The sequence below is a fragment of the Asticcacaulis sp. YBE204 genome (assembly GCF_000495855.1).
In the GTDB taxonomy this organism is placed as follows: domain Bacteria; phylum Pseudomonadota; class Alphaproteobacteria; order Caulobacterales; family Caulobacteraceae; genus Asticcacaulis.
The window spans coordinates 97,811-111,266 of the sequence record NZ_AWGF01000012.1 but is presented as its reverse complement, the minus strand read 5'-3'; the positions used below and the strand labels follow the sequence as shown (position 1 = coordinate 111,266).

The 13,456-nt window shown below is 61.7% G+C and carries 7 protein-coding genes; 2 read left to right on the top strand and 5 right to left on the bottom strand.

The window, feature by feature from the left end:
* Positions 1-5 precede the first annotated feature (5 nt).
* Entirely contained in the window at positions 6-1,004 is a 999-nt protein-coding gene (locus tag AEYBE204_RS34390; RefSeq protein WP_031231116.1) for a 3-oxoacyl-[acyl-carrier-protein] synthase III C-terminal domain-containing protein, read from the bottom strand.
* A 300-nt stretch (positions 1,005-1,304) separates the two neighbouring features.
* On the opposite strand from AEYBE204_RS34390, the gene AEYBE204_RS34385 reads away from it, so the two are divergent.
* Positions 1,305-3,299, top strand: a complete 1,995-nt coding sequence (locus AEYBE204_RS34385; RefSeq protein ID WP_052019490.1) for a bifunctional diguanylate cyclase/phosphodiesterase — start codon at positions 1,305-1,307, stop codon at positions 3,297-3,299.
* 59 nt (positions 3,300-3,358) lie between these two features.
* Here the strand turns inward: AEYBE204_RS34385 and AEYBE204_RS34380 are convergent, their stop codons facing one another.
* Genes AEYBE204_RS34380 through AEYBE204_RS34365 form a run of 4 tightly spaced genes read right to left on the bottom strand, consistent with a single transcriptional unit; the run spans position 3,359 to position 9,710 of the window.
* Positions 3,359-4,111, bottom strand: a complete 753-nt coding sequence (locus AEYBE204_RS34380; RefSeq protein ID WP_023463158.1) for an SDR family NAD(P)-dependent oxidoreductase — start codon at positions 4,109-4,111, stop codon at positions 3,359-3,361.
* A gap of 25 nt (positions 4,112-4,136) precedes the next feature.
* Positions 4,137-5,411 carry an MFS transporter gene (locus AEYBE204_RS34375; RefSeq protein ID WP_023463157.1) on the bottom strand — a complete coding sequence of 425 codons (1,275 nt, stop codon included), beginning with the start codon at positions 5,409-5,411 and terminating at the stop codon, positions 4,137-4,139.
* Between the two features lie 12 nt (positions 5,412-5,423).
* The gene (locus AEYBE204_RS34370) at positions 5,424-7,565 is read right to left on the bottom strand and encodes a heparinase II/III family protein (protein WP_081724722.1); all 2,142 of its coding nucleotides are present in this window, start codon (positions 7,563-7,565) and stop codon (positions 5,424-5,426) included.
* Positions 7,566-7,583: 18 nt separating this feature from the next.
* A complete protein-coding gene (locus AEYBE204_RS34365) occupies positions 7,584-9,710 on the bottom strand; it encodes a polysaccharide lyase 6 family protein (protein WP_023463155.1) in 2,127 nt (708 codons plus the stop codon).
* 347 nt (positions 9,711-10,057) lie between these two features.
* Here AEYBE204_RS34365 and AEYBE204_RS34360 point away from each other — a divergent pair, with 347 nt between their 5' ends.
* Entirely contained in the window at positions 10,058-13,378 is a 3,321-nt protein-coding gene (locus tag AEYBE204_RS34360; RefSeq protein WP_023463154.1) for a TonB-dependent receptor, read from the top strand.
* Positions 13,379-13,456: the final 78 nt, after the last annotated feature.

Genomic DNA, 13,456 nt, shown 5'->3' with positions numbered 1-13,456 from the left:
CCGCCTCACAGACGTAACACCATGGCGCCGATGCTGACTCCCGCCGAGGTGCCCAGCAACAGCGCCGTCGATCCCGGTGTCAGGCGGCCCTCACGGTGTGCCACGTAAAGCGCCGATGGCAGGGACGCGGCGATCTGGTTGCCGTGGTCGGCAAAGATATCGACCACGCGTTCGGGACGATCCTTCACCAGATGCCGGATATATTCCAGCCCCGGTTGGCTGGCCTGATGGCAGACGATCGTGTTGATGTCGTTGAGGGTCAGTCCGGCCTGCGCCAGAACCCGATCGACCATCGCCGGGACGTGGCGTCCGGCGGCCTTGAAAACGGCGAACGGGTCCATCTGAAACATGGCGGCCGCGCGCAAGGCGTCGATCCCGTCATCGATCCGCACCCCGGTCCCGCCCGCGCGCAACACCGCCGTATCCTTGCCCGCGCTATAGGTGGCAAATGCCGAGCCCAGAATGGCCGGGCCGTCCGATGCCGCCTCGACGCAGACTGCCGCCGCCCCGTCGCCGAAAATGGCCGAGATTTCAGGGTGGCTGTAATCGAGGCCCGCCGAGGCGATATCGCTGGCAAAAATCACCGCCCGCCGACAACGGCCTGCGGCGATATACAGGCTGACCGTATCCAGCGCCTGAAGGAAGGACAGGCAGGTCATGTTGATGTCGAAGGCCGTAATGCCGGATTTCGCCAGCCCCAACCGGTACTGCACCAATGGCGCGGTGCCAGGGATGGGCTGCTCCATCACGCCGCACGCCCCCACCAGCAGATCAAACTCGCCCTCGCCCCACCCGGCCTGCGTCAGGGCTTCGCGGCAAGCGCCCGCAGCCATGAACGAGGTCGTTTCCTCCCGGTCGGCGATCCCGCGCGAAGCAATACCGAACCGGGCCTCGGTCCAACCCTCAGGCTGCCCGAAACGGGCATCGAGCACCGTGGAAGGTTGCGCGGTTTTGGGTCGATAACGGCCAAATCCGGCTATCCTCATACCAATGGGAAATGTCATTCAGGCAACCCTACAGTCGACCGGTATGCACGGCATATATCTACGCTAACCCTGCGCGTCGTCCGGTCTCAGACTGTCCCCACTTTTGCTATAAAAGGCCCTCGCGCCGTTGTCTATCGGGCCATGACCAAAATTGTCTCACGATTATGTGCGATGGATTCTCACAGTTAAGTGGATGGTTACCTTATCCTGCTACCGTGCCCGGTATCATATTAGCGGCAAGCGATATGCCGAAACGTGCCAGGACGCTTTTTGGGGTTTTCGGCATATCGCGACAAACTCATCGAGGTAGCGATCTATATGGCATCGGCAACACACGACACGCATCGACTGACGGCGCTTATCCGCGCCGACCAGCTGGCGACCGTGCGGCGCAGCGTCAAGATCTCGATCCCGATCAATATCGCCCTGTCGCTGATCATCATGACGGTGACCGTCTATTACGGCCATGCCGAAGCCGGTGTCCTGTGGTTTGCCGCCGCGCTGGGCATCAATATGGTCCGCGTTGCCCTGTGTCAGGCCCCCTTCCCCGGCGCGACGGCCAAGGGCGCGTTCGCTGGTATGGCGAAACTGTCCGTCGATCGCCACCTGTTCATCGCGTCGCTGGCCGCGCTGGTCTCCGGCTCGGTCTGGGCGCTGATACCCGCCCTGTGCGAAGGCTACACCTCGGCACAGTTCGGCTTCTACCTCGTGGTCATCTGCGGGATTACGGCGGGCGCGGTCGTCCACGGCAATGCCTATGCCATCATCCCCATCTGTTTTATCGTGCCGCCGCTGATGTCGATGGCCGGTTGTCTGTTCTACGCCGGGGGCTTTGACCGTATCGGTCTGGCGCTGGCCACCCTGCTCTATCTGGGGGCGCTGATACGTTCGGCTTTGGAAAGCGAAGTCATGTTCCGCGACGGCAGCGGGCGCAAGAATGAGGCGACATCGCTGGCCGGATCGCTGAAACAGGCCCACGCCCGCACGACCGAAGTCGCCGAGGAGATGCGCCACCGCGCCGTCCACGACGCCCTGACCGGGCTTCTGAACCGCAGCGGGTTCGCTGCCGAGGTCGACCGTCGCGTGTCGCAGGACTCCACACCGTTGTGCCTCATGATCCTCGATCTGGACGGGTTCAAGTCGGTCAACGATGTATTCGGCCACCGCGCCGGGGACGATGTGCTGGTCGAGGTCGCCCGCCGCCTGAAGGACACCCCCAGCGACGGCTTTACCATTGCGCGGCTTGGCGGTGACGAATTCGCCGTTCTCTTCGACCCGGATAAGGTCGCCATGCCGGTGCCGGACATCGCCAACCGCATCATAACCGCCATAGGCGAGCCGTTCGACGGCTTCGACGCCGGTCGTGTCGGCGTGAGTATCGGCATCCATCAGACGCGCGAGCGCGTCAGCTTCTCCGAAATGATGGTCTGCGCCGACACCGCGCTTTACGCCGCCAAAAGCGGCGGCCGCAACCGTTTCCACCGGTTCGACGAGACTTTGAGCAATCGTCTGGGCATGAAGCGCGACATCGAACGCGATCTGCCGCGCGCCCTGTCCGAGCATCAGCTCCATATGTGGTATCAGCCCATTTTCAGCGACGGCGGGCGTCGGTTCAGCCATTTCGAAGCCCTGCTGCGTTGGGAACACGATAAGCACGGCTGGGTCTCGCCCGTCGATATCGTCGAAAACGCCGCTGTCCTAGGGCTGTCGGAGCCTTTGCTGAAATATATTCTGCGTGAGGCCTGCGCCATGACCGCGCGTCTCAAGGCCTCGGGTCTCGATCGATCATGGGTCGCCGTCAATATCTCGCCACGCGAAATGTCGCGCCTGCCGGTAGAGACGATGGTCTTCGAGGCGCTGAAACAGGCCAATGTCGCCCCGTCGACGATCGAAATCGAAATCACCGAAGAAACCGCGATGGACATGCGCGCCGTCGAAGGTAAACTAGCCGTTCTGGCGGAAGGCGGTATCCGCCTGGTCATCGACGATTTCGGCGTCGGTTATTCGTCTTTGTCGTCGCTGCGCCACCTGCGCGTCGATCGTCTCAAGATCGACAATTCCTTCGTCATCGGCCTGACCGACTCGACGTCGGCGCAGGTCATGGTGCAGGCCATCGTCAATCTGGGCCACTCGCTCGGCATGGAAGTCGTGGCCGAGGGTGTGGAAAACGCCGAAACCCAGGCTCTGCTGCAACGCTTCGGCTGCCGCAACATGCAGGGCTATCATCTGGGCCGCCCAATGACCGGCGATGCAGCTTTGGAATGGGCCATGAAAAAACCGGCGGACACATTGCCCGCCGGTCAGGTCGCTTAGTTTTTTTGTCGCGCATCTGGGTCCGAAAACCGCTGCACACTTTTCGGGATGCGCTTGTCTTAACTAAACAGCAATCCGCCGTTCACATCGAGGTTGAGCCCGGTCAGAAAGCTCGACGCGTCCGACGACAGATAGGCGACCACATCGCCGACATCGTCCGGATGGCCTTCGCGGCGCAACGGAGTTCCCGCCACGACTTTCGCGCGGCCTTCGAGGTTCGAGAAGGTGTCGTGGAACGACGTTCCGATCAGGCCGGGACACAGGGCATTGACGCGGATGCCCTTCGGCCCCAGTTCCTTGGCCATGCCACGCGTAAAGGCCATGACGGCGGCTTTCGACGCCGCATAGGCGCTGGCGCCCGGCCCGCCGCCGTCGCGTCCGGCCTGAGACGACAGGTTGACGATGGTCGCGCCCGCTTGCATGTGCGGCACGACGGCTTTCGTCATCAGGAAGGTCGAGGTGGCGTTCAGCCGCATGACATGTTCGAAGAATTCGATATCCATCAGATCGACGGTCTTGCGCGCCACCATGCCGCCGGTGACATTGACCAGCCCGTCGATCTTCGGTCCGAAGGCGTCGGTCGCGGCTGTGACCAGCGCTTCGCATTGCGCCGGATCGGTGACGTCGGCCCTGACGATGATCGCCTCGCCGCCGAAGGCCTTGGCGGCCTCAAGCGTCGCCTGAGCGGTTTCGGCGTTGGAATGATAGTTGATCACCACCTTCGCCCCGGCTTCAGCCAGTTTGAGCGAGACGGAACGACCGATGTCGCGCGCGCCGCCGGTAACGATAATGACTTTATCTTTGAGGGACATAGGAACAGACTTTCAAGTAAACAAACTAGGATTTTGGCCCTTCGAGGCGGCGCACACGGCCCCCCAGAAGCAGCAAGGCGAGGAGCGAAACGGGGACCAGAAGCCCCGCCATGAGGAAGACCGGCGCGAACGACACCTTGGTCGCCATCGGCACGACCCAGGTGGTCAGCAAGACCCCCAGATTGGCCGCCGTGCCGCCGAGGCCGGACAGGGAGCCGACCGACTTGCCGGAGAAATAGTCGCCCGGCAGGGTCTGAATATTGCCGATGGCCATCTGAAAGCCGAACAGGACGACGGCGATGAGCAATACGGCCAGCAAGGGCGTGGCGGCGTTCATGCACAGGACCAGCGCCGGGATCATGATCAGCGCGCCGATGATGATGACCGATTTGCGCGCCTTGCCGACACTGACGCCGCGGCGGATCAGGAGACCCGACAGGGCCCCGCCGAGCAGACTGCCGATGGCCGCGCCGACGAACGGCACCCAGCCGAACAGGCCGATCTGCTTGATGTCGAAGCCGAAGGTTTCCGCCAGATAGATCGGCAGCCACGAGACGAACAGCCACCAGATCGGGTCGAGAAAGAAGCGGCAGAGGATGATGCTCCAGCTTTCCTTATGCGACAGCAAGCCCTTGATATTGGGGGCGTATTCGGTCGTCGAGACCTGCGCGTCCTTGCTGACGCGATGCAGCAGGATGTAATCGCGCTCGTCTTCGGTCAGCCACGGATGGGTTTCCGGGTCTGCGCGGTAGACGAACAGCCACGGTATGATCCAGATAAAGCCCAGCACGCCGATCATCAGGAAGACCATCTTCCAGCCGATGAGCAGGAACAGGAAGGCGATCAGCGGCGCGGCGACAATGGCCCCGACCGAGGCCCCGGCGTTGAAAATACCCTGCGCCAAGGCGCGTTCTGTGGCGGGGAACCACAGGGCATTGGCCTTGGCTGCCCCCGGCCACGCCCCGGCTTCCGACATACCAAGCGTGGCGCGCAATATGCCGAACATCAGCAGCGTTCGTGCCAGAGCATGCCCGGCGATCGACAGCGACCAGATCAGGATGGCAATGGTGAAGCCGATCCGTGTGCCCACCGCGTCTAGTATCTTGCCGAACAGCGACTGCCCGAAGGCGTAGGACAGGGTGAAGCAGGTCAGCAGCAGGGCGTAGTCATCCTTGCTGAGGCCCAGTTCCTTGGAGATTTCCGGCCACATCACCGCCATGGCGTTGCGGTCGATATAGTTGATCACCGTGGCGATGGCGATCAGGCCGATAATAAACCAGCGTAGACCTTTGATTTTCATTGTACTCTTCCCTTAGCCTGTCACGCCGAAAGCGCCGCGCCAGGTTCGCGTCTTGCCGTCGAGGGTGACGCTGTTCTGATCCTCACCGTCCCAGGTAACGCCGATGGCCAGCGTCTGACCGGTCTTGAGCGTCAGGATGATCAGGTCGTTCGCGCCGTCCTGATGCAGGCGCACGCCCGTCACCGACGGCAGGATATCGCGCACGGACTCCTGGGCCGGATCGTAGTCGCCATAGGCTTCCAGCACGGAGACGCTGTTGAAATCCCTGGCGTTATCGGCGCGCAGGATCACCGCGCGTTCCGGCCGCAGATTGTCGTCCGGGTCATTGGCCCCCAGTTCTGTGAGGAAGGCCTTCGACACGCCCGGTGCGTCGTAATTGAGGCTGTAGAAGCGGTCGCGGTTGAACCACGACAGGCGCTGACCGCCTTCGGGGACCGCCGCCTCGGCCTTTTTCCACAGATGCTGATAGCCGTTCTTCGTCCCCAGCGGCGCAAGGCCGGTCGTGCTGGCCTTGAATTTCGTCGAAGCGTCGAGAAACACGCCCTTATAGTGCAGCGGCAGGTCGTAACGATGGGCGCTTTGCCCGCGCGCCCGGACCAGATCGATGACCACGGGCCGCCCCAGTTCCGGGCGCTCGACGACCATCACCGCACGCCAGATCGTCACCTCGCCATAGGCCTTGTCGAGCCGCGCCGAGGCGAACTGCACACCGTCCTTGGTCGCGAACGTCAAAAACGTCGTCGGCACCGGCTGCGCCGCATCGACATCGGCGTTGAACTGGCTCGTCTCGTCGACCACCAACGTATTGTGGGCAATGGATTGCTTGGCCCAGGTCTCGTTCTCAGCGAGATAGCGCCCGCCCTTTTTGGCCTCGACATTGAGGTAGCGCGCCGCGCCATAGTCGGCGACGGCCTCGCGTTTGGCGTCATAGAAGATGTAGCTCAGGCGGTCGAAATGGCCGTGGCCCATGCCCTGCGCGGTGGCCTTGAACACAAGCGCCTGCGCACGGTTGCCCTTGCCGGAGCGGATGACCGCCACCCCGCCCTCGTCGCCCTTGGCGCCGTCGCGGAAAAGCTGGGATTTGTAGTTAAACGGCTTGGATTTTCCCGCCGCGATATCGGCGGCGACCAGCGCCCCTTCGCGGGTGAAGGCGACCGTCCCCTGAGCCGTCGAGACCGACAGCAGTTGCGGGTCCTTGTTGCGCGCATAGACGATGGCCAGCGCCTGAATCAGCTCCGGCGAATCGATGCCCTTGTCGACGATGGCGTCGTTGAGCGGGAAGAATTTGCCCTCGTAGGACAGGTCGATCAGGGCATAGACCGCCTTGACCAGCATCCCATCGCGGTAATCGAATATCTTTTTCGCCGGGTCGTAGCGCTCGATAGAACCGGCGAAGACCTCGAACGGTTGCAGGGCGTAACGCTGATAATAGGGGCCTTCGGTATAGTAGCCGTCGGGCGAGAACAGCTCGTCGATCTGACGCAGGAAACCGGTCTTGCCGTCGCCTTTAAGGCCGTACAGCGCCGCCTTGACGTAGGCGGGCTCATTGATGACGTAGCCGGTCATGCCGACGCCCGCCACGGCCCAGGTCGCGTGGTTATGGATGCGCTCGAAGGTCTTCGCCGAATCGACCATCGAAAAGGCGCACATGGGCCGGAAGACATTGGCTTCGATGCGCTGACGGTCGGCGGGCGTCAGGACGCTGCGCACCTCGGCATAGCCCTGAATCGCCTCGACCAGCCAGACGGCGTCGTTCAGCGACTGCCAGAACAGCTTGCCCTTCTGCGGCGCAGCCTCGATCGGGTGCGGCTTGAGCCCCGGATAAAGGTCGGCATAGGCGAACAGCACGTCGCGCACCAGATCGGCATAGCGCCGCTCACCGGTAAAGGCATAGAGCATCCCGGCTTCGCGGATGACGCGGTAATTGTCCTTGTGGCGTTCATGGGTGTAGCCGCCGCCCGCGTCCTTGGGCACCGGCACATCGGGACGCTGTTTCAGGTACGGCGCGACCGATTTACGCGCCTTGTCGAGTGTGGCCTTGAACAGCGGCGCGGGCGGCGGGGTTTTGGTCGCAGGCGTCGCGGCTTGGGCCGACAGCCCGACCAATCCGGCACCCAATACGCCTGCGCCTAATAGTCGGCGGGAAATCTGCATGGACGTTCGCTCCGTGTCTTATTTTTTATTCGTGTAGTCGAAGTGTCTGGCCGCATCCGAGACCGTTAAGGCCACGCCATCGACGGTGATCACGGGCGCTCCGGCCTCGCGGACAAAGGTGACCGCGCCGCTGTTGATGAAGGCATTGCGTTCAAGCGTCACCGCCGTCGCACCGTGCAGATGCGCCGGAACCGATACCGTCTCGAACCGGTTGCCGGTCAGAGTGATGCGCGGCCCGAAGGTGCTTTCGTCGCGCCCACCGCGCAGGATATCGAGCGCGGGGCTTTTGAGATTGGCAAACCGGCTATCCGTCACGCGCACGATCTCGGCCTTGTAACCGCCCTTGACCGCCTGTTCACCCGACAAGGCGACGACCGGCGTGTCGAGGTTAGAAAACGTGCTATGGCTGATGTCGATCGAGGCGATAAACACCCCGTCATCGGCGGCAACCACTGGCCCGGTGACGTTTGTTACCGTGATCTTGTTCAGCGCGATGTGGTAATTATGCCCGCTGTTCGACGGCGTGGCGCGGATCAGCGCACCCTCGCCTGTGAGCGTCAAGCCGTCCAACGTCAGATCGCCTGTATTGGCCAGAGTGAACGCGCCCTCGACCGTCGCCGCACCGCGCAGCGTCACGGCGGTTTTGACCGTTACCGGTCCGATCTTGTAAACCCCTGCCGACAGGTTCAGCACATCGCCGGATTGGGCCGTGGCCATCGCCTGCGTCAGGCCGTCGGTCGTCGTTACCTTGATCATGCGGGTCGACACCTTGGCGTCGAGATTGGCTTTCGGATACCAGCTGACCCCCGTAGAGTCGCGATCGAGCACGGTGAGGTCGCGCGGCGCACCGGCTCCGGCGGGCGCGGTAATCTTAGGCAAGGTCAGGCCCTTGGCGATGTCGGCGCGCACTTCACCGGCGGCAAATCCCGGCAGCGGCGATTGCACACCCGCGCTGATCACATTGTCTGAAAACGCCACACCAGACATGTCGGCCAGCACCTTGATGCGCGACTTTCCGATGATCAGGTTGTCGTGAAAGCGGCTGTCGATAGCGGGCAGGGTGCGCTCGGCATCCGCGCCGCCGCCGAACAACAGATCGGAGACCTCGACAAACGTATTGTGGTGGATGTCGGCGTTTTTGACCTGATGGTAGCGGTTGAGCACCGAATTGGGCACGCCGTTCATGATCGTGAAGGCGCTCGCGAAGCCCGTCCCGGTCAGGCCGACAAAGACGTTATTGCGAACCGTCTGGTTGGCATTGATGACGCGGACGCCGCCGGTATTGGCTTCGCCGCCGCCGAAAAAGACATTGCCTTCAACCAGATTGCCGTTGCCGTGGCGCAGCGTCACCGTCCCTTGCGAACGGTTAAACAGATTGCCGCGCACGACATTGCCGCCGGACTTGACCGAGATGATTTCGACCTCGCCGGAACAGCCTTCGAACAGGTTGCTTTCCACGACGGTCAGCGAGTCCGACAGCGAATTATGGCTGGTGCCGATGCGAATTGTCTCGCCGCCATTGGCGCCCAGCGGCGGGCGCGGCCCGAAATAGGTGTGGTCGATGCGGTGGCGGTTTTGCTGGCTGACCTCGTCCTCGATGCGCACGGCCAGAGTCACGCCGGGGGTGATCTTGCCTTCGACGTGGTTGTGATCGAAGCGGTTATCGCGCCCGAACAGGGCGATCCAGATGTCGTTTTCGGGATTGGCCCCCGCCACACGCGGCTTGTTGAAACGGTCGACCACGGTTTCGGTCACCCGCGAATGCGTCGCCAGCCGCTTGCCGCTGCGAAAGGCGATGACCTCGTCGCGCGGCGAATAACCGTCGCGAAAGACCAGCCCGCTGACCAGCAGGTAGTCGCCGCCCAGTCGCAGGGCCGACTGCCCCGACAGAATCACCTTACCCGGCGTTTCGGCACGCAGGGTGATCGGCGCGGCTTCGGTGCCCTGCCCTGTAAAGTCGATATCGAAGTCGCGCCAGACGCCGTTTTTGAGAATAACCGTATCGCCCGCGCGCAGTTCCTTTGCCACGGCGGCATATTCCGCAGGCGTAGCCACCGTCACCGTCCGCGCGGCTTCGGCAGCGACGACCGGCGAGGCGGCGCATACAAAGGCACTGGCGATGAGATGATGTCGCAGACGGATCACGCCGTCCTCCCTTGGTATGATTATATGGATCAAACGTCCTTGCCGCTGAAAATGACAGCACCGACCATTTTGTCAACCTATGTTCATACCAATTTTAAAAAAAACGGTTGGCCAATTTTACAAATACCAAACCACCCACGCCTCCAAAATGGTATGTACGGGTGCAAAAATGCCGCAAAATCGCATAAATACAGGTATTTTCGGTAAATTTGGCGCCTTTAGATCGGTAAAGGCCGATCAATTTCTTAATTTTCTCCATACCAGTAGATTGACATTATGAAACATATAGGTCAACCATATTGCCAGACCCATAAACAAACCAATCGGGCATACGGAGGAGACATATAATGGAAACCCAATCCCGGGGCCCTGCCCTGCGCGCCGCTCTGTGCGGCACGACCGCCATCCTGGCCGCCATTATCTTTACGCCGGTTTTCGCGCAAGAGGCCGAACCCGCTAAATCTGATGATATTCAAACGGTTGTCGTCACCGGCTATCGTGCGTCGCTGCAAAGCGCCCTGACCACCAAGCGCAATTCCGAAGACATGGTCGATGCGATCAATGCCGAGGATATCGCCGACTTCCCGGACGCGAATCTTGCCGAATCGCTGCAACGCATCCCCGGCATCTCGATCGATCGCGACAATGGCGAAGGCCGCACCATCACCGTGCGCGGTCTGGGCGGCGACTTTACCCGCGTGCGCATCAACGACCTCGAAGCGCTCTCGACCGCAGGGACGAACGACACCAATTCGACGGCGATGAACACGACGCGGACCTTCGATTTCAACGTCTTCGCGTCGGAACTGTTCAACAGCCTCAAGGTGCGCAAGACCGCGTCGGCCGAAACCGACGAAGGCTCACTCGGCGCCACGGTCGATCTGCAAACCGGTCGCCCGTTCGACTACAAGAAGGACCGCTACGCCTTCGCCATCGAGAACGCCTATTACGACAATGGCGGCTACAATAATCCGCGCATCACCGGCCTGTTGTCGAAGCGCTGGGCCGGGGGCCGCCTCGGCTTCCTCGCCTCGGTCGCCTATTCGGAAAAGGATTCCGAGAACGATCAATACCGCCGTCAGATCGTCACCGGCGAATATGTCTACCGCTCGACGACCTGGGCGACGCTGGAAAATCCGCGTCGTTCAGGCTTTTCCGCGCCAGCCGGGACGACCTTCGGCAGCTCGCTGACCGCCGCCGGTGTGGTTCAGCCGACCACGCCCTCGATCACCAATGCCGCCTATATCGCCGCGGTCACCGGCTCCGACCCGACCGCCTATGCCATCCTGCACCCTGCCGCTGCGGACGGCACCATCGATGGGTCCAAGGTCATCTTCCCGGCCCTGGCTGGCCCGGAACAACAAGATCTGCATCAGGAGCGCCTCGGCCTGACCTCGTCCTTCCAGATGCAGATTTCGTCGAAAACCCGCGCGACGATCGACCTGCTCTATTCCAAGCAGAACAGCACCTCAACGCTGAATCAGTTGCTGCCGTTCGGCCTGAACCGCAACAACACCAACAATACCTACGCCAAGGCGAGCGCCACGACGGCGCTGGCGTCGAAGCGCGGCCTTTATCCCGGCACCTGTACCTATACGGCGGGCGGCGCCTATGCCTCTCCCATCGACTGCGGGCAGGCGCTTTATGGCAATACGCTGGTGGCGGGGACGAACTTCTCGTACAACCCGTATAATCTCGACGTCTACGATTACTACAACAGCCCGACCTCGGTCGGTTATGTCGCCTCTGCCGATGGCCTCGCCGTGCGCGACAAGCAGATCGGCCGTCCGGCCACCGACGTGCTGGCCGCCCATGTGACCAACGGCGTCGCCGACTATCTGCAACTGCGCAATGTCGACTGGTCGGCCCGCGCCGATCAGGGGTCCTATGAGACGACCTTCCAGCAGGTGTCGTTCAACCTGACGCACGAATTCACTGACAAGCTTAAAGGCGATTTCACCTACGGCGCGTCGAAGTCCTACCTCGACTCGACGGGCAAGATGGCCGAATGGGGCCTCTACGATCAGTCGGCGACCTTCACCTACGATGAGCGCGGTGGCGGCGACATGCCGCTGTTCGACGCGGGCTTCAACGCCGCCGATCCCACGCAGTGGACCATCCTCAAGGGCGTCTCCTTCCTGCGTCACCACAAGAAGTTCGTGGAAAATCGCTATGGTGCATGGAAAGCCGACTTCGAGTATGCCTTCAACGACAATCTGAACTTCAAGTTCGGCGGCACCGGTCGCGACTACAGCTTCTCGACCGCGCAGTATGAACGCCAGAACGTCCAGATCAATCCGACCGAAAAAGAAGCCGGCGTCACCATCGCCAGCCTCGGCAAGGTTATCAATTTCGGTCAGGGCCTCGACGTCCCGGCCGGTTCGACAACGGCCTGGTTCGGCCCGGATATCGACAAGTTCGATGCCCTGTTCGGCTTTACCTGTAACTGCATCAATAAGTGGGGCGATTGGCGACTGACCCAGTTCCGTCAGCAGGGCCGAGAAACCTTCGATGTGACCGAAAAGACCGGCGGCGTCTATGCGCAGGCCAGCTTCAATTACGACTTCTTCGATGGCTGGAACGCCTTCGGTAACCTCGGCGTGCGCTACGCGACGACGGATATCGTGTCCAATGGCCGTTCGACCGGCGGACGCAATGTTCAGGGGACCAATTCGTATTCGGATACCCTACCGTCGTTCAATATCGCCATCCGCCCGCGCGATAACCTCTATTTCCGCTTTGGCGCTGCCAAGACCATGTCGCGTCCGACGCTTCAGCAACTGGCGCCGACCATCACCGCCCTGTCGATCCCGTCGGACGGCAATTCGTCCGGTGCGACGCTCACCATAGGCAACCCGAAACTGTCGCCGTTCCGCGCCAATAATTACGACGCCTCGGTGGAATGGTACTACGCCAAGGGCGGCCTGATCTCGGTGGCCGTGTTCAAGAAGGAAATCGGTTCCTATCCGCAGACCGTGCGCTTCTCCGGCCCCCTGTCGACCTTCCTCGACGCCGCCGGTCGCCAGAGCCTGATTGAGCAGTACGGTGCGACCAGCGCCGAAGCCGCCTACATCACCAACGACTATCCCGCCACCGCGCGTCAGTTCCGCGATGCCCCCGGCGGCGAGCTGAAAGGCATCGAGATCAACTATCAGCAGGCCTTTACCTTCCTGCCGGGACTGTTGCGCAACACCGGCATTCAGTTGAACGCCACCCATATCGACTCGGAGCTGACCTATATCCTCGATCCGGGCTCTGACACGACACCGCAGGTCACCGGTAAGGGGCCGTGGCTGGGCGCTTCGCCGAATGCGGTCAACCTGACCGTCTATTACGAAGACGAGAAGATCAATGCCCGTATCTCGATGGCGCAACGTGACGGCTACTACACCACCTATCCCGTCGTCGCCGGTTCGTGCGCGGCAGGTGTGGTCAACGGCGTGGCCTGCGATACGCCGCTGATCAACGACTTCGGCGGCTCGGAAGACACCCTGAACGTCGATTTCGCCCTCAGCTACAATCTATCGAAGCGCCTGTCGGTCTCGCTGGAAGGTCTCAATATGACCAACCAGACGACCAACCGCTACTACTATTCCGATCAGCCGGTCACCGCGCTTTATGGCTCGACAGGCCGTCAGTTCACGGTCGGTTTACGCTATCGGATGTAAGCTCATCCCCGCCTCCTCTGCCAGTGGCTGACCTTTTGGTTTGACACTGGCAGGGACCTTCTTCCCAAGGGATGGGAT